The organism is Pseudomonas cichorii (genome assembly GCF_003700275.1).
Taxonomy (GTDB): Bacteria; Pseudomonadota; Gammaproteobacteria; order Pseudomonadales; family Pseudomonadaceae; genus Aquipseudomonas; species Aquipseudomonas cichorii_B.
Genome location: NZ_RBRE01000057.1, coordinates 111,060 through 133,401 on the forward strand (window position 1 = coordinate 111,060; position 22,342 = coordinate 133,401).

Consider the following 22,342-nt stretch of genomic DNA (forward strand, 5'->3'; position numbering starts at 1 on the left):
TGCTCCCGCCTTCCTCCCCGCAACTCTGGCATAACACTTGCTCTGCCTCTCTCACGCATCAGCGAACCCCTTGAATAGTGACGGATTATTGGCATGGCGAAGAGCGAAGAAGTTAAAGACCCCGCTTCCAAAGGTAAACTCAAGCTCATCATCGTCGCAGTCGTGGCTTTGTTGCTCGCTGTCGGCCTTTCGGTAGGTGCAACCTGGTTCATCATGCACAAGTCTGCCAGCGCACCCGATCCTGCGGCTGTCGCGGCGGCAGCCAACGTCAAGCCTGCGGCGGTCTTTGAGCCCCTGACGCCGGCTTTCGTGGTCAACTTCAACGCCAATGGCCGTCAACGCTACATGCAGGTCAGCATCACCATGCTGGCGCGCAATGCGGCTGACATGGAAGCGTTGAAAGTGCATATGCCGGTGATCCGCAACAATCTGGTGATGCTGTTCGCATCGATTCCTTTCGAGTCACTGGCCACGCCAATCGGCCAGGAAATGCTGCGTCAGAAAGCGACTGCGAGCATTCAGGAAGTGGCGCAGAAAGAACTCGGCAAGACCGTGATCGAACAGCTGCTCTTCACTAACTTCGTATTGCAGTAGGACTCTGACATGGCCGTGCAAGACCTGCTGTCCCAGGACGAAATCGATGCGCTGTTGCATGGCGTTGACGATGGTATGGTCCAGACCGAAAGTAACAATGAGCCTGGCAGTATCAAGAGCTATGACCTGACCAGCCAGGACCGGATCGTACGGGGTCGGATGCCGACCCTGGAAATGATCAACGAACGTTTTGCCCGCTATACCCGTATCAGCATGTTCAACCTGCTGCGGCGTTCGGCGGACGTGGCGGTCGGTGGTGTCCAGGTCATGAAGTTCGGGGAGTACGTGCACTCGCTGTACGTGCCGACCAGCCTCAACCTGGCCAAGATCAAGCCACTGCGCGGCACGGCGCTGTTCATCCTCGATGCCAAGCTGGTGTTCAAGCTGGTGGATAACTTCTTCGGTGGTGACGGTCGTCACGCCAAGATCGAAGGGCGCGAATTCACCCCGACCGAGCTGCGCGTGGTGCGGATCGTTCTGGATCAGGCGTTCATCGACCTCAAGGAAGCCTGGCAGGCGATCATGGAAGTGAACTTCGAGTACATCAACTCTGAAGTGAACCCGGCCATGGCCAACATCGTCGGGCCAAGCGAGGCGGTGGTGATTTCCACTTTCCACATCGAACTCGATGGCGGTGGCGGTGACCTGCACGTGACCATGCCGTACTCGATGATCGAGCCGATCCGCGAAATGCTCGATGCCGGCTTCCAGTCGGACCTCGACGATCAGGACGAGCGCTGGATCAAGGCGTTGAAAGAAGATGTACTCGATGTGTCCGTGCCATTGAGCACGACTGTGGTTCAGCGTCAGATGCTGCTGCGCGACATCCTGCACATGCAGCCTGGCGACGTGATTCCGGTCGAGTTGCCCGAGACACTGGTCATGCGTGCCAATGGCGTGCCTTCTTTCAAGGTCAAGCTTGGCTCGCACAAGGGCAATCTTGCCCTGCAAGTAATCGAACCCATAGAGCGGCGTTGATCTGTCAGATCGATGCCGGAATTGTTGCGTAACTGAATCAATGCCCGCTGAGGACAACCGATGGCTGATGAAAACGAAATGACGTCTGCTGAAGATCAGGCGTTGGCCGATGAATGGGCTGCGGCCCTGGGTGAAGCCGGCGAAGGTGGTCAGGACGATATCGACGCATTGCTGGCGGCCGATGCAGGTAATTCTTCCTCGCGCATGACCATGGAAGAGTTCGGCAGCGTTCCCAAGAACAATGCGGCTGTGACGCTGGACGGCCCCAACCTGGACGTGATTCTGGATATTCCAGTGTCGATTTCCATGGAAGTGGGCAGCACCGACATCAACATCCGTAACCTGCTGCAACTCAACCAGGGCTCGGTGATCGAGCTGGATCGTCTGGCTGGCGAGCCGCTGGATGTGTTGGTCAACGGCACCCTGATCGCCCACGGCGAGGTGGTCGTGGTGAACGAGAAGTTCGGCATTCGTCTGACGGATGTCATCAGTCCGAGCGAACGCATCAAGAAGTTGCGCTAAGTGAGGCGCTTGCTGAGTGTTCTGCTGACGCTGCCTTCGCTGGCGTTGGCCAGCGAACCTGTGGCCCAGGCGGTTGCCGCGGCGCCACAGGCCGGCAATGCGGTTTCCAGCGGGATGGGCGGGCAAGTGTTGCAATTGCTGCTTGGCCTGTTGCTCGTGGTCGGCCTTATTTTCGTGCTGGCCTGGGTCATGCGCCGGGTCCAGACCGTTGGCCCCAACAGTAATCAGGTCATCGAGCTGCTGGGATCGCGGGCGCTTGGTGCGCGTGATCGACTGGTGCTGGTGCAGGTGGGCAACGAACAGATTCTGTTGGGTGTCACGCCGGGACGCATTACGCCTTTGCATGTGCTCAAGGAGCCGGTGCAGATGCCGGTGCGCGAGTCGGCAACTCCCGAGTTCGCCCAGCGCCTGCTGGAGTTGATGGGCAAGGATAAGGACAAGAAGTGATGGGTGCCTTGCGTTTCCTGATATTGCTGCCGCTGCTGATCGCGGCGCCTGTCGCGTTCGCTGCCGATCCGCTATCGATCCCGGCGATCACGTTGTCCAACAACCCGGCCGGGCAGCAGGAATATTCGGTCAGCCTGCAAATCCTGCTGATCATGACGGCGCTGAGTTTCATTCCGGCGTTCGTCATGCTGATGACCAGTTTTACCCGGATCATCATTGTCTTCTCGATCCTGCGGCAGGCCCTTGGCTTGCAGCAGACGCCCTCGAACCAGATTCTGACCGGCATGGCGCTGTTCCTGACCATGTTCATCATGGCTCCGGTGTTCGACCGGGTGAATCAGGACGCCTTGCAGCCTTATCTGGCAGAGAAGCTCAGTGCCCAGGATGCGGTGGCCAAGGCGCAGGTGCCGATCAAGGATTTCATGCTGGCCCAGACTCGCACCAGCGACCTGGACCTGTTCATGCGCCTGTCCAAGCGTACCGACATTCAGACGCCTGACGCTGCGCCCTTGACCATTCTGGTTCCGGCCTTCGTGATTTCCGAACTCAAGACCGCTTTTCAGATCGGTTTCATGATCTTCATTCCATTCCTGATCATCGACCTGGTCGTGGCCAGTGTGCTGATGGCCATGGGTATGATGATGCTCTCGCCGCTGATCATTTCCTTGCCGTTCAAGATCATGCTGTTCGTGCTGGTGGATGGCTGGGCGCTGATCGTCGGGACGCTGGCGGGAAGTTTTGGTGGTGTATGAGTCGTTTTGACGAGGAGTCTGCCCGATGACGCCGGAAGTAGCTGTCGATCTGTTTCGTGAAGCGCTGTGGCTGACCACTGTGCTGGTTGCGATTCTGGTAGTGCCGAGCCTTATCTGTGGTCTGCTGGTCGCGATGTTCCAGGCGGCCACCCAGATCAACGAACAGACCTTGAGTTTTCTTCCGCGTCTGATCGTGATGCTCGTGACCCTGATTGTCGTGGGCCCCTGGCTGTTGAAAATATTCATGGAATACATCCTGTCGCTGTACGGCAGTATTCCGACCTTGATCGGCTAGTCCCGCATGCAACCCTTGCTTGCGCTGACCGATACCCAGATCAGTACCTGGGTGGCCAGCTTCATGCTGCCGCTGTTCCGGATTGTCGCAGTCCTGATGACCATGCCGATCATCGGCACGACCCTGGTGCCGCGGCGTGTGCGCCTGTATTTCGCGGTGGCCATGACTGTCGTGGTCGCGCCGGTGCTACCGGCCATGCCGCCGGTCGAGGCGCTGGACCTGAGCGCGCTGCTGCTGATCGGTGAGCAGATCCTGATTGGCGCGGGAATGGGGCTTTCGCTGCAGTTGTTCTTCCATATCTTCGTAGTGGCCGGGCAGATCATCGCGACCCAGATGGGTATGGGCTTTGCCTCGATGGTTGACCCTACCAACGGCGTGTCCTCTGCAGTGATCGGGCAGTTCTTCACCATGCTGGTCACGCTCATATTCCTGGCCATGAACGGCCATCTGGTGGTGCTCGAAATTCTGGTCGAGAGCTTCACCACGATGCCGGTGGGCAGTGGTCTGCTGGTCAGTAACTTCTGGGAGCTGGCCACCGGGCTTGGCTGGGTCATGAGTTCGGGGCTGCGGCTGGTGCTGCCGGCCATTACCGCGTTGCTGATCATCAATATCGCGTTCGGTGTCATGACCCGTGCGGCACCGCAGCTCAATATCTTTTCCATCGGTTTTCCTCTGACCCTGGTGCTGGGCATGGTCATCCTGTGGATGAGCATGGCCGACATTCTCAATCAGTACCAACCCATGGCCGTTCAGGCCTTGCAGTCCCTGCGCGATCTGGTGAGGGCCCGCTGAGATGGCTGAAAACGAGAATGGCCAGGACAAGACAGAAGACCCCACGGAGAAAAAGGTCCGGGACTCCCGGGCCGAAGGACAGATTGCCCGCTCCAAGGAATTGACCACCCTGGTCGTGATGTTGATGGGGGCGGGCGGCTTGCTGATGTTCGGGGCGGGCATCGCTCGAATGATGGTCGAGCTGATGCGCAACAACTTCACGATCAGCCGTGAAACCTTGATGGACACCACCTACATGGGCAAGATGTTGCTCAGTTCGGGTGAACATGCGCTGATTGTGGTGTTGCCGTTTCTGATTGCCATGCTGGTCGCGGCATTGGTCGGCCCGATCATGCTGGGCGGCTGGTTGTTTGCCACCAAATCACTGATGCCCAAGTTCAGCCGGATGAACCCGGCTTCCGGGCTCAAGCGCATGTTCTCGCCGCATGCGCTGGTGGAGCTGGTCAAGTCGTTCGCCAAATTTTTGATCATCCTGGCGGTGGCGCTGGTGGTCTTGAGCAAGGATCGCAACGATCTGGTTTCCATTGCCCACGAGCCTCTGGAGCTGGCAATCATCCACAGCTTGCAAGTCGTGGGCTGGAGCAGCTTCTGGATGGCGTGCGGGCTGTTCTTCATTGCTGCGGCCGATGTGCCTTTCCAGATGTACGAGGCGCACAAGAAACTGTTGATGACCAAGCAGGAAGTGCGTGATGAGCACAAGAACAGCGAAGGCAGTCCTGAGGTCAAGCAGCGGATTCGCCAGTTGCAGCGCGAGATGTCGCATCGACGGATGATGGCGGCGGTTCCGGAAGCCGATGTCATCATTACCAACCCGACGCACTTTGCCGTGGCGCTCAAGTACGATCCCGAGAAGGGCGGGGCGCCGATGTTGCTGGCCAAGGGCGCCGATCTGGTCGCCATGAAAATCCGCGAGATTGGCGCGCACAACCAGATTCTGATCCTGGAGTCGGCCGCCCTGGCCCGTTCCATCTACTACAGCACCGAGCTTGAGCAGGAAATCCCGTCCGGGCTGTACCTGGCCGTGGCCCAGGTGCTGGCCTACGTCTACCAGATCCGCCAGTATCATTCTGGCCGCAGCAAGCGCCCCGATCCGCTAGGTGACTTGCCGATCCCGCCGGATCTGCAGCGCGATTCCTGATTGTCTCTTCGCGGATGAATCCGCCCCCACAATCCGCGAAAACCCCGCATAAAACAGGCCGATAACCCGCTTGCGACTCGGTGCTGGCCACTCGCTGCCAAAGTTGGACAGCTTTTTGCAATAGGTCGATTCAGGTCGCCTTGGGCGTCAAAGTTTTGATTTAGTGCGCAGGTAAAGAACAGTGGATCGCTCTCAGATTATCAGTGGCGCACGTAGCAATTTGGCTGGCCTTGGTCGTGGCCAGCTAGGCATCCCGCTGTTGTTGCTGGTCATGATGGCAATGATGATGTTGCCCATGCCGCCTTTCCTGCTGGACGTGTTCTTCACGTTCAACATCGCACTCTCCATCGTGGTGCTGCTGGTCTGCGTGTACTCCCTGCGGCCACTGGATTTCTCGGTTTTCCCGACCATTCTGCTGGTAGCCACATTGCTGCGCCTGGCGCTGAACGTGGCTTCCACCCGGGTGGTCATGCTCCACGGTCAGGACGGTCACGCGGCCGCGGGCAAGGTGATCCAGGCCTTCGGTGAAGTGGTGATCGGCGGTAACTACGTCGTCGGTATCGTGGTGTTCGCGATCCTGATGATCATCAACTTCGTGGTAATCACCAAGGGTGCCGGGCGCATCTCCGAGGTGAGCGCACGTTTCACCCTCGATGCGATGCCGGGCAAGCAGATGGCGATCGACGCCGACCTCAATGCCGGCCTGATCGATCAGGCAGAAGCCAAGCGCCGCCGTGCCGAAGTCGCTCAGGAAGCCGAGTTCTACGGTTCCATGGACGGTGCCAGCAAATTCGTGCGTGGTGACGCGATTGCCGGTCTGCTGATCCTCTTCATCAACCTCATCGGCGGCATGCTGGTGGGCATACTGCAGCACAACATGACCTTCGCCGATGCCGGGCGGGTCTACACACTGTTGACCATCGGTGACGGTTTGGTGGCGCAATTGCCATCACTGCTGCTTTCCACTGCGGCAGCGATCATGGTGACCCGTGCTTCCGGTTCGGAAGAAATGGGCAAGATGATCAATCGTCAAATGTTCACTTCTCCCAAGGCTCTGGCCGTTTCGGCAGGAATCATGATTGTGATGGGCCTGGTGCCCGGCATGCCGCACTTTTCCTTCATCAGCCTGGGCCTGGTGGCCGGTGGTGCAGCCTACTGGCTGTGGAAGAGGCAGAACACTGCAAAGGTCGAAGCATTGGCCGAGGTTCAGCGTCAGCAGGAACTGCTGCCATCTCCGACCCGCGTCCAGGACTCCAAGGAGCTTGGCTGGGATGACGTCACGCCTATCGATATCATCGGCCTGGAAGTCGGCTATCGCCTGATTCCGCTGGTGGATCGCAATCAGGGTGGTCAACTGCTGGCGCGTATCAAGGGTGTGCGCAAGAAGCTGTCCCAGGAGCTGGGCTTCCTGATGCCGACCGTACACATCCGCGACAACCTCGACCTGGCACCCAGCGCCTATCGTTTGACGCTGATGGGCGTGATTCTGGCCGAAGCCGAGATCTATCCCGATCGCGAACTGGCGATCAACCCGGGTCAGGTGTTCGGCACGCTCAACGGCATCACTGCCAGAGATCCGGCGTTTGGTCTTGAGGCAGTCTGGATCGAAATCAGTCAGCGCAGCCAGGCACAGTCGCTGGGCTACACGGTGGTGGATGCCAGTACCGTAGTGGCAACGCACTTGAACCAGATTCTCTACAAGCACTCTCATGAGCTGATCGGCCACGAAGAAGTCCAGCAACTGATGCAGTTGCTGGCCAAAAGCTCACCCAAGCTCGCTGAAGAGCTGGTTCCGGGTGTGCTGTCACTGTCGGCATTGCTCAATGTATTGCAGGCGCTGCTGGCTGAACATGTGCCGGTTCGCGATATCCGCAGCATTGCCGAAGCCATCGCTAACAACGCCGGAAAGAGTCAAGATACCGCCGCTTTGGTCGCCGCCGTACGGGTCGGTCTGAGCCGCGCAATCGTGCAAAGCATTGTAGGGATTGAGCCGGAGCTGCCTGTCATCACGCTGGAACCAAGGTTGGAACAAATATTGCTCAATAGTTTGCAGAAGGCTGGTCAGGGTCAGGAAGAAGGCGTTCTTCTTGAACCGAGCATGGCTGAAAAGCTCCAGCGTTCTTTGATCGAGGCCGCCCAGCGTCAGGAGATGCAAGGGTCGCCAGTAATTCTGTTGGTAGCAGGTCCGATCCGGGCCATGCTGTCACGATTTGGACGATTGGCTGTACCGAACATGCATGTTCTGGCGTATCAGGAAATTCCTGACAATAAGCAAGTCACCATCGTAGCGACTGTCGGGCCTAACGGCTGAGGTAGTGAGTCATGCAAGTTAAGCGTTTTTTCGCCGCCGATATGCGTCAAGCCATGAAACTGGTTCGCGATGAGCTGGGTGCCGAGGCAGCCATCATTGGCAATCGTCGCATTGCCGGCGGTGTCGAGCTGACGGCCGCTCTGGACTACAAGCTTTCCGCGTTGGCACCACGTGTGCCGAACATGGAGCTTGAGGACGAGCTGCGCAAGACTCAGTCGCGTATCGTTTCCGCCCAGGCGGAGCTGAACAATCGCGGCGAAAGCGATGCTTCGATCAACAGCCAGCTGTTCTCCGGGATGCCGTTGAGCGCTCTCGACAAACATATCGAACCGACGCTCGAAGAGCCGCCGCGCCCGTTTGCCCACGCACCGGCGCCAGCCGCTGCGGAGCCGGCAGGGCAGCGCGTCTATGACTCGATGCGTCTTGAATTGAATGGCCTGCGCGAGCTGCTGGAAGTCCAGCTTGGCTCCCTGGCCTGGAATCAACTGCAAGGCAGCCGTCCGCAACAGGCCAGCCTGTGGCGTCGTCTGCAGCGCGTCGGTCTGTCCGGCCCGTTGTCCCGCGACCTGCTGGCGATGATCCCGGAAATCGACGAGCCACGTCAGGCCTGGCGCATGTTGCTGGCCCATCTGGCGCGAATGATTGCCGTGCCTGACGTCGAACCGCTCGAAGAGGGTGGCGTGATCGCCATGGTTGGCCCGGCCGGTATGGGCAAGACCACGACCCTTGCCAAGCTGGCTGCCCGTTATGTACTCAAGTATGGCCCGCAGAACATCGCGCTGGTCAGCATGGACAGTTTCCGCATCGGTGCCCAGGAGCAGCTCAAGACCCTGGGCCGGATCCTCAACGTGCCGGTTACCCATGTCGATCCAGGTCAGTCGCTGGCCCAGGCGCTGGATCCGCTGCTGCGCAAGCGCGTGGTGCTGATCGATACCGCCGGCCTGCAGGCCAGCGATCCGGCCTTGCGCATGCAGTTGGAAAGCCTGGCGGGACGCGGTATTCGTGCCCGTAACTATCTGGTCCTGGCCACTACCAGCCAGAAGCAGGTACTGACTGCGGCTTATCACAGTTACAAGCGTTGTGGTTTGGCAGGTTGCATCCTGACCAAGCTTGATGAAACCGCAAGCCTCGGCGAAGTGCTGAGCCTTGCGATTGGCCATGAGTTACCTGTGGCTTATCTCACGGATGGACCACGTATTCCTGACGACCTGCACCTGCCGCGTCGCCACCAGTTGGTTAGTCGCGCTGTCAGTGTGCAAATGCAGGATGAGCCGAGCGAGGAAGCGATGGCCGATATGTTTGCCGACCTCTATCACACCCCTGGCAAGAGAGTGGGGTAAGTGATGGATATTACTGGAATGTCCCTGCATCAATGGTCTGCCAGGCATTGTTCGTTCGCGAACGTGCAGCCCGTAATGTGGTTTCGGTCTACGCAAGACAAGGTAAAGAAATAACATGGGCAGCATGCATCCCGTACAGGTTATCGCAGTGACCGGTGGCAAAGGTGGCGTCGGTAAGACTAACGTGTCAGTGAACCTTTCACTGGCTCTGGCCGAGCTTGGTCGGCGCGTCATGTTGCTCGATGCCGACCTTGGCCTGGCCAATGTCGATGTCCTGCTGGGCCTGACGCCCAAGCGTACGCTGGCTGACGTCATCGAAGGCCGCTGTGATCTGCGCGATGTCCTTTTGCAAGGACCTGGTGGCGTGCGCATCGTGCCTGCGGCATCCGGTACCCAGAGCATGGTTCATCTGTCGCCGGCCCAGCATGCCGGTCTGATCCAGGCCTTCAGCGAGATTGGCGACAACCTCGATGTGCTGGTGATCGACACGGCTGCCGGTATCGGCGAATCGGTGGTCAGCTTCGTGCGCGCAGCCCAGGAAGTGCTGCTGGTGGTGTGCGATGAGCCGACCTCGATTACCGACGCCTACGCCCTGATCAAACTGTTGAACCGCGACTATGGCATGAACCGTTTTCGCGTTCTGGCCAACATGGCCCAGAGCCCGCAGGAAGGCCGCAATCTTTTCGCCAAGCTGACGAAAGTGACTGACCGCTTCCTCGACGTGGCCCTGCAATATGTCGGTGCCGTACCTTACGACGAGTGTGTCCGCAAGGCCGTGCAGAAGCAGCGCGCTGTCTACGAGGCGTTCCCTCGCTCCAAGTGTGCACTGGCCTTCAAGGCCATTGCCCAGAAGGTCGACACCTGGCCGTTACCAGCCAATCCACGTGGTCATCTGGAGTTCTTCGTCGAACGACTTGTCCATCAGACCAGCGCGGGGCCTGTTCAATGACAGCGAGCGGCTTTCAAATGTACAGCAAGGCTTCCAGAAATTCGCAATACGAACTCATCGAGCGTTACGCGCCGTTGGTCAAGCGTATCGCCTATCACTTGCTGGCGCGTCTGCCTGCCAGTGTGCAGGTCGAGGATCTGATCCAGGCCGGCATGATCGGCCTGCTGGAAGTTTCCACCAAGTACGACTCTACCAAGGGTGCAAGCTTCGAGACCTATGCCGGGATTCGTATCCGTGGCGCCATGCTCGACGAAGTGCGCAAGGGCGACTGGGCACCGCGCTCGGTTCACCGTAATACCCGCATGGTCAGTGACGCAATTCGCGCAATTGAAGCAAAAACCGGACGTGACGCTAAAGATCACGAGGTTGCGGCCGAACTCCAGTTAAGTCTCGATGATTATTACGGGATTTTGAATGATACCTTAGGCAGCCGGCTGTTCAGCTTCGACGACCTCTTGCAGGACGGCGATCATGAAGGGCTGCATGAGGATGGCGCAAGCGGCTCGCTCGAGCCATCGCGGGATCTGGAAGACGAGCGTTTCCAGGCTGCGTTGGCAGATGCAATTGCCAACTTGCCGGAGCGCGAGCGCCTGGTCTTGGCGCTGTACTACGACGAGGAGCTGAACCTCAAGGAAATCGGTGAGGTGCTTGGGGTCAGCGAGTCGCGAGTCAGCCAGTTACACAGCCAGTGCGCAGCTCGTTTGCGAGGGCGTTTGGGGGAGTGGCGAGCGCGTTGATGGGCGATTTGTGACTTATCAGAGTCTCAGGTTGTCGCAAGCCGGCTGTGCAGAGCGTTGCGTGGTATCAGAATAGACAAGGCAGGAGCCTGTCAGACAGAGCCTTTGGCCTGCTGGTTCGGGTTTCTGTTCTGTTGTTTTGCCAAGCCCGTCGTCGTTTTCGTACAGCCGGGGGTGTGCTGTGCCAGTATTGAGTGAACAGCGTATTCAGGTGCTGAATGCGTTAAAGACTGCTTGGAGGTCGAATTGGACAAGAACATGAAAATCCTCATCGTTGATGACTTCTCAACGATGCGGCGGATCATAAAAAACCTGTTGCGTGACCTGGGGTTCACCAACACATCCGAAGCGGACGACGGCATCACTGCCTTGCCGATGCTTCAAAGCGGTTCCTTTGACTTTCTGGTGACTGACTGGAACATGCCTGGCATGTCCGGTATCGACCTGCTGCGTCAGGTGCGCCTGGATGATCGTCTCAAAAGCCTGCCTGTGCTGATGGTAACTGCCGAAGCCAAGCGTGAGCAGATCATCGAAGCTGCCCAGGCTGGTGTGAATGGCTATGTCGTCAAGCCGTTCACAGCCCAAGTGCTGCAAGAGAAGATCGAAAAGATCTTTGAACGCGTCAATAGCTGATGCATGCCGCGAGGGCGCTATGGATAACAACGATTCGCTGGGTGACTTTGAGTCGACCCTGAAGAAACACGCGCAGGAACTCGTTACCAGCCTTGAAAAAGGCCGGTTCGGTGACGCCGTGCAATTGATCCATGAGCTCAACCAGGCTCGTGATCGCGGCCTGTACCAGGAAGTCGGCAAACTGACTCGCGAGTTGCATAGTGCGATCGTCAATTTTCATATTGACCCGAACATGCCTCAAGCCGAAGAAGTGTCGCAGATCACTGATGCGGCCGATCGATTGTCGTATGTTGTGAGACTGACCGAGAATGCGGCCAACCGCACGATGGATCTGGTCGAGCAAAGTACGCCGTTGATGAACGGACTGAGTGACGATGCCAAGGCGCTGAGCGCCGATTGGGGTCGTTTCATGCGTCGTGAAATCGGCGCTGAAGAGTTTCGTGATCTGGCCAAGCGTGTCGATGGTTTCCTGTCCCGTACCGAGACGGAAACGCACACGGTTGCTACCCACCTCAACGACATTTTGCTGGCCCAGGACTATCAGGACCTGACCGGTCAGGTGATCAAGCGCGTAACGCAACTGGTCACTGAAGTCGAAAGCAATCTGCTCAAACTGGTGCTCATGGCCAGCCATGTCGATCGCTTTGCCGGCATCGAACATGATGAAAAAGCGATCCTTGCGGAAAAAGATCCTAAAAAACATCTCACGCAGGGTGAAGGTCCGCAGATTCATGCCGATAAACGTGAAGACGTCGTATCCGGACAGGATGATGTAGACGATCTGCTATCGAGCCTCGGCTTCTAGGTCTGTTGACGGTTAATTTTAGGGAGCACCCCATGAGCTTCGGCGCCGATGAAGAGATCCTTCAGGATTTTCTGGTAGAGGCCGGCGAAATTCTCGAGCAGTTGTCTGAACAGTTGGTCGAGCTGGAAAGCCGACCGGATGATGCTGATCTGCTCAATGCAATTTTTCGCGGTTTTCACACTGTAAAAGGGGGCGCCGGCTTCCTCCAGCTCCATGAGCTGGTGGAGTGCTGCCACATCGCCGAAAACGTGTTCGACATCCTTCGCAAGGGTGAGCGCCGCGTTGACGCCGAATTGATGGATGTGGTCCTTGAAGCTCTGGATACAGTCAACAGCATGTTCGGTCAGGTGCGCGAGCGTACCGACCTTACACCTGCGACTCCAGAACTGCTGGCTGCGCTGTCGCGTCTTGCCGAGCCTCAGTCGGCTCAGGAGGCCGAGGCCGTTGCTGCGCCAGCTCCTGTCGTCGAGGCGGCTCCTGCCGAGCCTGCTGCAAGCGATGACATCACTGATGCCGAGTTCGAGCATCTGCTCGATACCATGAGCGCAGCCAAGTCCGATGCAGTTACTGCACCGGCGGCGCCTGCTGCGGCCGGCAGTGATGAAATCACCGATCAGGAATTCGAGTCGTTGCTCGATCAGTTGCATGGCAAGGGCCAGTTTGCGCCGGATGCCGCTGCAGCGCCTGCACCCGCACCTGTGGCGGCTGCTCCGAGCAGTGGCAAGGCACCTGCGGGCGATGAAATTACCGACGACGAATTTGAAGCCCTGCTCGATCAGTTGCATGGCAAGGGTTCGTTCGATGGCGCGGTGGCTGCGGCGCCTGTCGCTGCAGCGGCTGCTCCAGCTCCTGCTCCAGCGAAAGCGCCTGCTGCTTCCGATGAAATTACCGATCACGAGTTCGAGAACCTGCTGGACGAGTTGCACGGCAAGGGCAAGTTCGAGCCCCAGGCTGTCGCCGGGAACGTGGCAGCAGCAGCGCCACCACCTGCGCCTCCGCCAGCCCCGGCTGCGGTAGCCAAACCGGCGCCTGCACCGGCACCGGCTCCAGCTGCCAAACCGGCACCGGCCGCAGCTGCTCCGGCGCGTGCACCGGCTGGTGCGCCTGAAAAGGCGGTGGCATCCGAAGCCGAAACCACTGTACGGGTCGATACTGCGCGTCTGGACGAGATCATGAACATGGTCGGCGAACTGGTGCTGGTGCGTAACCGTCTGGTGCGCCTGGGCCTGAACAGCGGCGATGAAGCCATGTCCAAGGCCGTGTCGAACCTGGATGTGGTTACGGCCGACTTGCAGACTGCGGTGATGAAAACCCGCATGCAGCCGATCAAGAAAGTCTTCGGTCGCTTCCCGCGACTGGTTCGCGACCTGGCCCGTCAGCTCAAGAAGGAAATCAACCTGGAGCTGGTCGGCGAAGAAACCGACCTGGACAAGAACCTCGTAGAGGCGCTTGCCGACCCGTTGGTCCACTTGGTGCGCAACGCGGTCGACCACGGTATCGAAATGCCGGAAGAGCGTGAAGCTTCAGGCAAGTCGCGTGGCGGTCGAGTGATTCTTTCTGCCGAGCAGGAAGGCGACCACATCCTGCTGTCGATTTCCGATGACGGCAAGGGCATGGACCCGAACGTTCTGCGCGGCATTGCCGTCAAGCGTGGCGTGATGGACAAGGATGCCGCCGACCGCCTGAGCGACACCGATTGCTACAACCTGATCTTTGCGCCGGGCTTCTCGACCAAATCCGAGATTTCCGATATCTCCGGACGCGGCGTGGGCATGGACGTGGTGAAAACCAAGATCGCCCAGCTCAACGGTACGATCAACATCTACTCCACCAAGGGCCAGGGCTCCAAGATTGTCATCAAGGTGCCTCTGACCCTGGCAATCATGCCGACCCTGATGGTCATGCTGGGCAACCAGGCGTTTGCCTTCCCGCTGGTCAACGTCAACGAAATCTTCCACCTGAACCTGTCGACCACCAATGTCGTCGATGGCCAGGAAGTGGTGATCGTGCGTGACAAGGCCTTGCCACTGTTCTATCTCAAGCGCTGGCTGATCAGCTCTGCCGCTTACGAAGAACAGCATGAAGGGCATGTGGTGATCCTTTCGGTGGGCACCCAGCGGATCGGCTTCGTGGTCGATCAACTGGTCGGCCAGGAAGAAGTGGTTATCAAACCGCTGGGCAAGATGCTGCAGGGTACGCCGGGCATGTCGGGCGCCACCATCACCGGTGACGGTCGCATCGCCTTGATTCTCGATGTACCGAGCATGCTCAAGCGTTACGCCGCACGGCGTATTTGATTCTGGTGACGCGGGCAGCGCAAGCTGCCTGCCGAGCCTATTGGAGTGTTTATGGCAGTCAAGGTCCTGGTGGTGGATGATTCCGGTTTCTTCCGCCGCCGCGTATCGGAAATTCTCTCTTCGGACCCTAACATCCAGGTCGTCGGCACGGCGACCAATGGCAAGGAAGCAATCGAGCAAGCTCTGGCGCTAAAGCCGGATGTGATCACCATGGACTACGAAATGCCGATGATGGATGGCATTACCTCCGTGCGTCACATCATGCAGCGCATTCCAACTCCGGTCCTGATGTTCTCTTCGCTGACCCACGAAGGTGCCCGCGTTACGCTGGATGCCCTGGACGCCGGCGCAGTGGACTTCCTGCCCAAGAATTTCGAAGACATTTCGCGCAACCCGACCAAGGTCAAGCAATTGCTGTGCGAAAAGATCAACAGCATCGCGCGCAGTAATCGCCGTTTCAGTGCTTCTGCCCCTGCTGCTGCACCTGCCGCGCCGGCACCAGCGCCAGCCGCAGCGCCGGGCCGTGCGCCTGTACCGCCAGCCCGCACCGTACCGACCCGTACTGCGCCGGCTCCAGCTGCGCATGCGCCCAGCCACGCTCATGCGCCGGCCGCACATGCTCATTCGGCAGCGCCCAAGCGCAAGGCTTACAAACTGGTCGCCATCGGTACTTCCACGGGCGGTCCGGTTGCCTTGCAACGGGTCCTGACCCAGCTGCCTGCCAATTTTCCGGCACCTATCGTTCTGATCCAGCACATGCCGGCAGCCTTCACTAAGGCCTTTGCCGAGCGTCTGGACAAGCTGTGCAATATCAGTGTCAAGGAAGCGGAGGATGGCGACATCCTGCGTCCGGGTCTTGCGTTGCTGGCGCCCGGCGGCAAGCAGATGATGGTCGACGGGCGTGGCGCAATCAAGATTCTGCCCGGCGACGAACGCCTCAACTACAAGCCATGTGTGGACATCACCTTCGGTTCGGCCTCCAAGTCCTATGGTGACAAGGTGCTGGCCGTGGTGTTGACCGGCATGGGCGCCGACGGTCGCGAAGGTGCCCGTCTGCTCAAGCAGGGCGGCAGCAGCGTCTGGGCTCAGGATGAGGCGAGCTGTGTGATCTATGGCATGCCAATGGCCATCGTCAAAGCCGATCTGGCAGACGCGATCTACAGTCTGGACGATATCGGTCGGCATCTGGTCGAGGCCTGTCTCTGATGGATGTACTGAGTCTTATCGGTCTTATCCTGGCATTCGTTGCCATCATCGGCGGTAACTTTCTCGAAGGCGGGCATCTGAGTGCTCTGGTCAATGGCCCGGCAGCCTTGATCGTGGTGGGCGGTACTTTGGGTGCTTCGCTGTTGCAGTCGTCGATGGGCGCTTTCATGCGTGCGGTGAAAATCGTGGGCTGGATTCTGTTTCCGCCACGCATCGATCTGGCTGGCGGTATAGACCGGGTGATTGCCTGGAGCCTGACCGCCCGAAAGGAAGGTCTGCTGGGGCTGGAAACGGTTGCCGATACCGAACCCGACAACTATTCCCGCAAGGGCCTGCAGTTGCTGGTGGACGGTGCCGAGCCCGAGGCGATTCGCAGCATTCTGGAAGTGGATCTCATCACCCAGGAAACCCGGGACATCCAGGCTGCCAAGGTATTTGAAAGCATGGGCGGCTATGCGCCGACCGTAGGTATCATCGGTGCGGTCATGGGGCTGATCCATGTGATGGGCAACCTGGCCGACCCGAGCCAGTTGGGCAGTGGTATCGCCGTAGCTTTCGTTGCGACCATTTATGGTGTCGCCATGGCCAACCTGATCCTCTTGCCGGTGGCCAACAAGCTCAAGGCGATTGCTCATCGTCAGGCGCGTTACCGGGAAATGCTGCTTGAAGGCCTGCTTTCCATTGCCGAGGGTGAAAACCCGCGCTCCATCGAACTCAAGCTGCAAGGCTTCATGGAGTAACACCGCATGGCTCGCCGTCGTCCACCCGAAGAGCACGAGAATCATGAGCGTTGGCTGGTTTCCTATGCCGACTTCATTACGCTGCTGTTTGCCTTTTTCGTGGTGATGTACTCGATCTCGTCGATCAACGAAGGCAAGTACAAGATTCTTTCTCAGGCACTGGTCGGCGTATTCAACGACGCCGAGCGCACCATGAAGCCCATTCCCATCGGTGAGCAGCGCCCGCAGAGCGTCACGCCTGCCCAGCCGCTGCTCAAGGATAGCGAGCAGACCGATGCCGGCATAGGCCAGAAATCCGACGATCCTCTGCAAAGCATTGCCAACGATGTGCGCGATGCCTTTGGCGACCTGATCAAGTCCGACCAGATGACGGTGCGCGGCAACGAGTTGTGGATCGAGATCGAACTCAATTCGAGCCTGTTGTTCGGCAGTGGCGATGCAATGCCGAGCGACAAGGCGTTCACCATCATTGAAAAGGTTGCCGGGATCGTCAAACGCTTCGACAACCCGATCCACGTCGAGGGTTTCACCGACGACCAGCCGATCAGTACGGCCCAGTACCCGACCAACTGGGAACTGTCGTCGGCCCGTTCCGCAAGCATTGTGCGCATGCTGGCCATGGACGGGGTCAATCCTGCCAGGCTGGCCTCGGTCGGCTATGGCGAGTTCCAGCCGATTGCTTCCAATACCACGGCGTCGGGGCGTGCAAAGAACCGGCGCGTGGTGCTGGTCATCTCGCGTAACCTGGATGTGCGCCGCAGTCTGACCAGTACCGGAACGGCTAATGCACAACCTGATGCGGCATTGAGGCGTGCTGGCACACAAACTGCACCTGTGCCAGCAAAGCCGCCGGTACGCGCGAACGCCGTCAATTCTCCGTCACCCGCCCTCTAGTAGTCGTTATCGATATGGTCGTCGTTGTGCGGAAGGAAAAACATCAATGAGAGTCTGGGCAGTAGCCAATCAGAAAGGTGGAGTCGGCAAGACCACTACGACCATTGCCCTGGCCGGATTACTGGCTGACGCGGGCAAGCGCGTGGTCGTGGTCGATCTGGACCCCCACGGCTCCATGACCAGCTACTTCGGGCACAACCCCGACGAGCTTGAACACAGCGTATTCGATCTGTTCCTGCACAAAGGCTCGGTCCCCGACGGGTTGCCGGGCCAGTTGTTGCTGCCGACCAGCGATGAGCGTATTTCCCTGCTGCCTTCCAGTACTGCCCTGGCCACGCTGGAGCGCCAGTCGCCCGGTCAGAGCGGGTTGGGGCTGGTGATCGCCAAAAGCCTCGCGCAGTTGTGGCAGGATTTTGACTATGCCCTGATCGACAGTCCGCCCTTGCTGGGCGTCTTGATGGTCAATGCCCTGGCGGCCAGTCAGCAACTGGCGATTCCGGTGCAGACCGAGTTTCTGGCCGTCAAAGGCCTGGAGCGGATGGTCAATACCCTGGCCATGATCAACCGTTCACGCAAGACACCGTTGCCCTATACCATCGTGCCGACCCTGTTCGACCGCCGGACCCAGGCATCGATGGGCACGCTCAAGTTGTTGCGCGACAGTTACCCCGAGCATGTCTGGAAGGCTTACGTTCCGGTCGACACCCGTCTGCGCGATGCCAGCCGGGCGGGCGTGACACCTTCGCAGAACGACGGCAAGAGCCGTGGCGTCATGGCTTACCGGGCGCTGCTCAAACACATGCTCTCCGAGCAACTCACGGCTCAGGTGGCTTGACGTGCGCGCCTATTCTTTCTGTGCAGCCCGCTCAAGTCAGGCCTCAATGCGGCCGATAACCTTATCAGGCGGCACTCGCTCCATTTATCGTTGGGCCCCGGTATGAACCGCCCTGTAGAAGTTGCTACACGACCAAAAATGGCATTGCAGTCGTATCTGGATGCCCTGCTTCAGGAAGCCACTGAAGAGCTTGAAGAACCGTCGGAAACTATCGATGAGTTCCAGGCCGCAGTGCGCGAGGAGCAGGCTTACGATGCGCGCATGCAGCAGAAGGTCAAACCCGTTGCAGTCGCCGTTGCGGCACCTGCTCCGGTTGCGGTACCCGTAGCTGTGGCTGCGCCGGTGGTAACACCTGTAGTGGCGCCTGTAATAGTGCCTGCACCGGTGGTTGTGGCCGAAGCCGTGGTAGCCGAAGTTGCCGTGCCGACCGTGGAAGTGGTCGAGCCGGTGGTGCAGTTGAGTATCGCTGCCGAACAGCGTACGCCGACTCCGCCGCCATCCCTTGAAGGGCGTCCGGCCTGGGCCGACGAACCGTTCGAGTGCCTGTTGTTCGATGTAGCGGGTTTGACGTTGGCCGTACCGCTGATATGCCTGGGGTCGATCTATCCCCTGGCAGGCCAGGAATTGACACCCTTGTTCGGTCAGCCGGACTGGTTTCTCGGGATTCTGCCCAGTCAGGCAGGCAACCTGAAAGTTTTGGATACAGCGCGCTGGATCATGCCTGATCGCTACCGCGACGATTTTCGCCAGGGATTGCAATACGTGATCTCGGTTCAGGGCTACGAGTGGGGGCTGGCAGTGCATCAGGTCAGCCGTTCATTGCGTCTCGACCCGAACGAGATCAAGTGGCGCACCCATCGTGGTCAGCGTCCGTGGTTGGCGGGGACAGTCATCGAGCACATGTGCGCGTTGCTGGATGTTGCAGAGTTGGCCGAGCTGATAGCCAGTGGCGCGGTCAAGCAGTTGAAAAAATCGAAATAATCATGGGTTGACGCCAGGCGCGTCACTCGCAGAGTACACACGTGAGGGGTTAGCGGTATGAATAAGTCGTCTGCACAAGGTTCTGAAGATCCTATCCTGCAATGGGTTACCTTCCGCCTGGACAATGAGTCGTATGGCATCAATGTGATGCAGGTCCAGGAAGTGCTGCGTTACACCGAAATCGCTCCGGTGCCGGGTGCGCCAAGCTATGTGCTGGGCATCATCAACCTGCGCGGTAACGTTGTGACCGTGATCGACACCCGTCAGCGCTTCGGCCTGGCTCCGGTGGAAGTCAGCGACAACACCCGTATCGTGATCATCGAAGCCGACAAGCAGGTTGTCGGGATTCTGGTCGATAGCGTGGCTGAAGTGGTTTATCTGCGTCAGTCCGAAGTCGAAACCGCGCCGAACGTGGGCAACGACGAAACGGCCAAGTTCATTCAGGGCGTCTGCAATAAGAACGGCGAGTTGCTGATTCTGGTCGAGCTGGACAAAATGATGTCCGAAGAAGAGTGGTCCGAGCTGGAGAACATCTGATTGATTCTTGAGGTAGCAGTCGTCTTTCTGGGCATTCTCTGGGTCGTGACCCTGGGAATGTTCCTGACTCATACCCGGCGTCAACGTGCACTCGACGCCGAGCGTGATGAAGCCATTGCCCTGCGGGACCAGCGGCTGCGGGAGTTGGCCAAGCGTGTCGACACCTTCCAGAACGGCACGGTACGCATGGGGGAAGACCTGCACGAGTTGCGCGCGATGGTCGCGCCTCTGCCTGACAAGCTCACCGCCCTTGAACAGCGCGATCCCTCCACGCTGTCCTTCGCCCAGGCCGCACGCCTGGTCGGCATGGGTGCAAGTGTCGATGAGCTGACTCAATCCTGCGGCCTGACCCAGGCCGAAGCGCAGTTGATGAGCAAGTTGCATCGCAACTCTGCGGATCAATAGTTGTAGATAGCGTCTTGCCCCGTCGCGGCCAAGGCCTCTCCCATGGACAGTTCAGACTGTGGGAGGCAGCTTGCTGGCAACTTTACCGTTGTGCCAGCAAGCTGCCTCCCATCTGATTCCATGCGGCTTTTGTCAACGAGGGGTGATATCCCGCTCGATTGGTGGCGCATCGGGGTCCTGGCCTGCCGGGAACTTGCCCTTCAGGTGCCAGGCAAAGGCAATGATCTCGGCGATGGTCAGGTACAGCGGTTCCGGGATGCTGTCACCCAGTTCCATGCGCGCCAGCAGTTTGACCAGCTCGGCGTTTTCATAGATCGGCACTTCATGTTCCCTGGCAATCGCCAGAATCGCTTCGGCCAGTTGATCGTCGCCCTTGGCACTCAGGGTCGGTGCCTTTTGCCCGTCGTAAGTCAGGGCGATGGCCTGGCGAGGCATGTGGTCAGGTTGAGTCATCAGGCGTTCTCGTCGATCCAGCGTTGTTCAAGTGCGGTGCGCGGGCCTTGTGGTGGCGCGCCATGGCTGCAGGCCAGCTCGCCTACCGCCAGGCCGCAGGCGATCAGTCGTTCGCGCAGATAGCCCAGTTCCTGGCCGATCAGGTTTGCACTGCTTGGGCGCTCGGCCCAGAGATGACTGGACAGCGTGCCGCGGATCAACTGTGCACGCACCTGCAACGGCCCCAGCGGCTCCAGATCGAAGGCCAGGTCGATGCGCCAGAGTTTTTCCCGGGTCTCCTTGATTTCATTGCCGTCCTGATCCTCGGCCGACTCCTGCTCCGGCGCATCTTCACGCTGCAACTTGACCTGCAAAGGCACGATGTCATGAGCGTTGCGCATCGGTACTTCCATCTGCCAGGTGGTGACTTGCGTCCCGTCGGCGTTGGTGCGGGTCTGCTCCAGTCCGCCCAGTTGATGGCTTTGCAGGCGTGATACAGCTGCCGCAGCGAGTTTGAGCAGCAGCTCCAGGTCTTCTTCCTTGTCGCCGCCGCTGACATCGCGGGAGGGCAGGGGAAAGCTGCTCGGCTGACTGCGCGCTGCCACCAGGCCAAGAGTGCCCAAGGCGTTGCGGATGGTGCTGGGGATCACCCGGGTCAGCATGTTCGACGCCGCGGCGGCATTGTATGAAGCGTTGCCCGGCAGTTCTGGCAAAATCTGCGCGATCAGGCGCATCAGGTTGGCCTTCATGTCCGGCGACTGCATCGGGTTCAGGCCGGCCAGCAGCTTGGCTTCCATGAACATGCCGCTGGCATTCAGGGCCTGGGCCACGTTCGCCGGTTTGGTCAACTGCTCGACATCGGGAATGTTGGCCAGCAACTGATTGATGCTGGCCTGCAAGGGCGCGGAAATTCCGGGATTGGTGCGCGGCAGGTTCTGCAGGGCGCTGATCAGGTTTTCCAGCGAGCCCTGGCGATTCTGCTGGGTGGCCAGTTGTTGCGCGACCGCCAGTTGATCGAGGCGGCCGGGCAGGGGGACGAAGCTCAGCGACTGATTGCCCTGCACCTGAGCGCTGAGCAGACTGCCCACGGTCAATGGCTGCGGGCTCTCGATGGTCAGGCTGGCACCCGCCTGGGCGGTATTGAGCAGCATCACGATCGAGCGATAGTTCTGCGGGTTACCGGCCAGCTGGCTGACGATCTGGCTGGTCATGACCTTGGCCTGCAACAGGGTACCCAGCGGTAATTGTTTAAGATCGATGCTGGTTTGCGAGTTTTTCAACGCATTGTTGATCTGCTGCAAGGTCAGCGTCAGTTCATTGGGCGATGCTTGTGCCACTTGCAGGGTGGTTCCAGGCGTAAACGGCAGGCTGCTGCTGACCGGCAGGTTGGTCTGGCTGCCATTGCTGAGCATCAGCCGGACCAGTAACTGGAATTGCTGGTTGACCTGCTTGAGGGTCAGCACCTCGGCTTCGGCGGTTTCGCCTTCGGGCACGAGATTGCTTGCCGCTTGCAGCAGTGTCAGAACCTGCGCCTGGGTAACGGTCGCCTTCAGCAGGGCTGTTGGCGGTGTGGCGGCAGGAACGCTGGTGATATCACCCGTCATCGAATCTCGACCTGTGGAAGTTGCCCTCTTGGTATCAGGACACACATGTATAATGCCGGCCACGCATGGCCCGGAAATAAAGTTGCACCAATGTAACGGCCGTTTCAATGCCTACTTG

General features: G+C 59.0%; 24 protein-coding genes. 22 read left to right on the forward strand and 2 right to left on the reverse strand.

The genetic code is table 11. The features are described from left to right. Positions 1 to 93 precede the first annotated feature (93 nt). From fliL to ALQ04_RS15600, 22 genes are all read left to right on the forward strand, one after another. Positions 94 to 594, forward strand: coding sequence for a flagellar basal body-associated protein FliL (gene fliL, locus ALQ04_RS15495; protein ID WP_122316627.1), 501 nt, complete (start codon positions 94 to 96; stop codon positions 592 to 594). A gap of 9 nt (positions 595 to 603) precedes the next feature. Continuing rightward, positions 604 to 1,572 (forward strand): flagellar motor switch protein FliM, encoded by a 969-nt coding sequence (fliM, locus tag ALQ04_RS15500; RefSeq protein ID WP_117166711.1) that lies wholly within the window; start codon positions 604 to 606, stop codon positions 1,570 to 1,572. 60 nt (positions 1,573 to 1,632) lie between these two features. Then, positions 1,633 to 2,094, forward strand: coding sequence for a flagellar motor switch protein FliN (fliN, locus tag ALQ04_RS15505; protein ID WP_122316628.1), 462 nt, complete (start codon positions 1,633 to 1,635; stop codon positions 2,092 to 2,094). After that, positions 2,095 to 2,541 (forward strand): flagellar biosynthetic protein FliO, encoded by a 447-nt coding sequence (fliO, locus tag ALQ04_RS15510; protein WP_122316629.1) that lies wholly within the window; start codon positions 2,095 to 2,097, stop codon positions 2,539 to 2,541. Further along, on the forward strand, positions 2,541 to 3,293 hold the full coding sequence (gene fliP / locus ALQ04_RS15515) for a flagellar type III secretion system pore protein FliP (protein WP_122316630.1): 753 nt from the start codon (positions 2,541 to 2,543) through the stop codon (positions 3,291 to 3,293). The genes fliO and fliP overlap by 1 nt, the downstream gene beginning before the upstream one ends. A gap of 25 nt (positions 3,294 to 3,318) precedes the next feature. Continuing rightward, entirely contained in the window at positions 3,319 to 3,588 is a 270-nt protein-coding gene (gene fliQ, locus ALQ04_RS15520) for a flagellar biosynthesis protein FliQ (RefSeq protein WP_122316631.1), read from the forward strand. Between the two features lie 6 nt (positions 3,589 to 3,594). Continuing rightward, positions 3,595 to 4,380 (forward strand): flagellar biosynthetic protein FliR, encoded by a 786-nt coding sequence (gene fliR / locus ALQ04_RS15525; RefSeq protein ID WP_122316632.1) that lies wholly within the window; start codon positions 3,595 to 3,597, stop codon positions 4,378 to 4,380. 1 nt (position 4,381) lies between these two features. After that, on the forward strand, positions 4,382 to 5,518 hold the full coding sequence (flhB, locus tag ALQ04_RS15530; RefSeq protein ID WP_122316633.1) for a flagellar biosynthesis protein FlhB: 1,137 nt from the start codon (positions 4,382 to 4,384) through the stop codon (positions 5,516 to 5,518). 181 nt (positions 5,519 to 5,699) lie between these two features. Beyond that, positions 5,700 to 7,829: a flagellar biosynthesis protein FlhA gene (gene flhA, locus ALQ04_RS15535; protein WP_122316634.1), complete on the forward strand. Its 2,130-nt coding sequence runs from the start codon at positions 5,700 to 5,702 to the stop codon at positions 7,827 to 7,829. A gap of 11 nt (positions 7,830 to 7,840) precedes the next feature. Next, positions 7,841 to 9,169, forward strand: a complete 1,329-nt coding sequence (gene flhF / locus ALQ04_RS15540) for a flagellar biosynthesis protein FlhF (RefSeq protein ID WP_122316635.1) — start codon at positions 7,841 to 7,843, stop codon at positions 9,167 to 9,169. 115 nt (positions 9,170 to 9,284) lie between these two features. Further along, positions 9,285 to 10,118, forward strand: a complete 834-nt coding sequence (gene fleN / locus ALQ04_RS15545) for a flagellar synthesis regulator FleN (RefSeq protein ID WP_025260877.1) — start codon at positions 9,285 to 9,287, stop codon at positions 10,116 to 10,118. Next, complete coding sequence (gene fliA / locus ALQ04_RS15550; protein WP_025260876.1) at positions 10,115 to 10,855, forward strand: RNA polymerase sigma factor FliA; 741 nt, start codon at positions 10,115 to 10,117, stop codon at positions 10,853 to 10,855. The genes fleN and fliA overlap by 4 nt, the downstream gene beginning before the upstream one ends. Positions 10,856 to 11,113: 258 nt before the next feature. Continuing rightward, the gene (locus tag ALQ04_RS15555; protein WP_183142189.1) at positions 11,114 to 11,488 is read left to right on the forward strand and encodes a chemotaxis response regulator CheY; all 375 of its coding nucleotides are present in this window, start codon (positions 11,114 to 11,116) and stop codon (positions 11,486 to 11,488) included. Between the two features lie 19 nt (positions 11,489 to 11,507). Beyond that, complete coding sequence (locus tag ALQ04_RS15560) at positions 11,508 to 12,293, forward strand: protein phosphatase CheZ (RefSeq protein WP_122316636.1); 786 nt, start codon at positions 11,508 to 11,510, stop codon at positions 12,291 to 12,293. Positions 12,294 to 12,325: 32 nt separating this feature from the next. Next, on the forward strand, positions 12,326 to 14,590 hold the full coding sequence (locus tag ALQ04_RS15565) for a chemotaxis protein CheA (protein WP_122316637.1): 2,265 nt from the start codon (positions 12,326 to 12,328) through the stop codon (positions 14,588 to 14,590). Between the two features lie 51 nt (positions 14,591 to 14,641). Continuing rightward, the gene (locus ALQ04_RS15570; protein ID WP_122316638.1) at positions 14,642 to 15,796 is read left to right on the forward strand and encodes a chemotaxis response regulator protein-glutamate methylesterase; all 1,155 of its coding nucleotides are present in this window, start codon (positions 14,642 to 14,644) and stop codon (positions 15,794 to 15,796) included. Continuing rightward, positions 15,796 to 16,536 carry a flagellar motor protein gene (locus ALQ04_RS15575; RefSeq protein ID WP_122316639.1) on the forward strand — a complete coding sequence of 247 codons (741 nt, stop codon included), beginning with the start codon at positions 15,796 to 15,798 and terminating at the stop codon, positions 16,534 to 16,536. The genes ALQ04_RS15570 and ALQ04_RS15575 overlap by 1 nt, the downstream gene beginning before the upstream one ends. Positions 16,537 to 16,542: 6 nt before the next feature. Then, positions 16,543 to 17,430, forward strand: coding sequence for a flagellar motor protein MotD (gene motD / locus ALQ04_RS15580; RefSeq protein WP_122316640.1), 888 nt, complete (start codon positions 16,543 to 16,545; stop codon positions 17,428 to 17,430). A gap of 46 nt (positions 17,431 to 17,476) precedes the next feature. After that, positions 17,477 to 18,265 carry a ParA family protein gene (locus ALQ04_RS15585; protein WP_122316641.1) on the forward strand — a complete coding sequence of 263 codons (789 nt, stop codon included), beginning with the start codon at positions 17,477 to 17,479 and terminating at the stop codon, positions 18,263 to 18,265. Between the two features lie 102 nt (positions 18,266 to 18,367). Continuing rightward, entirely contained in the window at positions 18,368 to 19,246 is an 879-nt protein-coding gene (locus tag ALQ04_RS15590; RefSeq protein WP_122316642.1) for a CheW domain-containing protein, read from the forward strand. A 57-nt stretch (positions 19,247 to 19,303) separates the two neighbouring features. Beyond that, positions 19,304 to 19,783: a chemotaxis protein CheW gene (locus tag ALQ04_RS15595; protein ID WP_122316643.1), complete on the forward strand. Its 480-nt coding sequence runs from the start codon at positions 19,304 to 19,306 to the stop codon at positions 19,781 to 19,783. Continuing rightward, positions 19,784 to 20,188 (forward strand): DUF2802 domain-containing protein, encoded by a 405-nt coding sequence (locus ALQ04_RS15600; protein ID WP_122316644.1) that lies wholly within the window; start codon positions 19,784 to 19,786, stop codon positions 20,186 to 20,188. It begins immediately after the preceding gene. 132 nt (positions 20,189 to 20,320) lie between these two features. Here the strand turns inward: ALQ04_RS15600 and ALQ04_RS15605 are convergent, their stop codons facing one another. Further along, complete coding sequence (locus tag ALQ04_RS15605) at positions 20,321 to 20,641, reverse strand: EscU/YscU/HrcU family type III secretion system export apparatus switch protein (RefSeq protein WP_122316645.1); 321 nt, start codon at positions 20,639 to 20,641, stop codon at positions 20,321 to 20,323. Continuing rightward, positions 20,641 to 22,224 carry a flagellar hook-length control protein FliK gene (locus ALQ04_RS15610; protein WP_122316646.1) on the reverse strand — a complete coding sequence of 528 codons (1,584 nt, stop codon included), beginning with the start codon at positions 22,222 to 22,224 and terminating at the stop codon, positions 20,641 to 20,643. The genes ALQ04_RS15605 and ALQ04_RS15610 overlap by 1 nt, the downstream gene beginning before the upstream one ends. Between the last annotated feature and the right edge of the window lie 118 nt (positions 22,225 to 22,342).

Bases quoted from the DNA above. Each gene is read 5' to 3' on its own strand.
- fliM (WP_117166711.1), top strand. From the start codon at position 604: ATGGCCGTGCAAGACCTGCTGTCCCAGGACGAAATCGATGCGCTGTTG.
- fliR (WP_122316632.1), top strand. From the start codon at position 3,595: ATGCAACCCTTGCTTGCGCTGACCGATACCCAGATCAGTACCTGGGTG.
- ALQ04_RS15590 (WP_122316642.1), top strand. From the start codon at position 18,368: ATGAACCGCCCTGTAGAAGTTGCTACACGACCAAAAATGGCATTGCAG.
- ALQ04_RS15555 (WP_183142189.1), top strand. From the start codon at position 11,114: ATGAAAATCCTCATCGTTGATGACTTCTCAACGATGCGGCGGATCATA.
- motD (WP_122316640.1), top strand. From the start codon at position 16,543: ATGGCTCGCCGTCGTCCACCCGAAGAGCACGAGAATCATGAGCGTTGG.
- ALQ04_RS15570 (WP_122316638.1), top strand. From the start codon at position 14,642: ATGGCAGTCAAGGTCCTGGTGGTGGATGATTCCGGTTTCTTCCGCCGC.
- ALQ04_RS15605 (WP_122316645.1), bottom strand. From the start codon at position 20,641: ATGACTCAACCTGACCACATGCCTCGCCAGGCCATCGCCCTGACTTAC.
- ALQ04_RS15585 (WP_122316641.1), top strand. From the start codon at position 17,477: ATGAGAGTCTGGGCAGTAGCCAATCAGAAAGGTGGAGTCGGCAAGACC.
- ALQ04_RS15560 (WP_122316636.1), top strand. From the start codon at position 11,508: ATGGATAACAACGATTCGCTGGGTGACTTTGAGTCGACCCTGAAGAAA.
- fliL (WP_122316627.1), top strand. From the start codon at position 94: ATGGCGAAGAGCGAAGAAGTTAAAGACCCCGCTTCCAAAGGTAAACTC.
- fleN (WP_025260877.1), top strand. From the start codon at position 9,285: ATGGGCAGCATGCATCCCGTACAGGTTATCGCAGTGACCGGTGGCAAA.
- fliQ (WP_122316631.1), top strand. From the start codon at position 3,319: ATGACGCCGGAAGTAGCTGTCGATCTGTTTCGTGAAGCGCTGTGGCTG.
- flhF (WP_122316635.1), top strand. From the start codon at position 7,841: ATGCAAGTTAAGCGTTTTTTCGCCGCCGATATGCGTCAAGCCATGAAA.
- ALQ04_RS15610 (WP_122316646.1), bottom strand. From the start codon at position 22,224: ATGACGGGTGATATCACCAGCGTTCCTGCCGCCACACCGCCAACAGCC.
- ALQ04_RS15595 (WP_122316643.1), top strand. From the start codon at position 19,304: ATGAATAAGTCGTCTGCACAAGGTTCTGAAGATCCTATCCTGCAATGG.
- fliN (WP_122316628.1), top strand. From the start codon at position 1,633: ATGGCTGATGAAAACGAAATGACGTCTGCTGAAGATCAGGCGTTGGCC.
- fliP (WP_122316630.1), top strand. From the start codon at position 2,541: ATGGGTGCCTTGCGTTTCCTGATATTGCTGCCGCTGCTGATCGCGGCG.
- flhB (WP_122316633.1), top strand. From the start codon at position 4,382: ATGGCTGAAAACGAGAATGGCCAGGACAAGACAGAAGACCCCACGGAG.
- fliA (WP_025260876.1), top strand. From the start codon at position 10,115: ATGACAGCGAGCGGCTTTCAAATGTACAGCAAGGCTTCCAGAAATTCG.
- ALQ04_RS15565 (WP_122316637.1), top strand. From the start codon at position 12,326: ATGAGCTTCGGCGCCGATGAAGAGATCCTTCAGGATTTTCTGGTAGAG.
- ALQ04_RS15575 (WP_122316639.1), top strand. From the start codon at position 15,796: ATGGATGTACTGAGTCTTATCGGTCTTATCCTGGCATTCGTTGCCATC.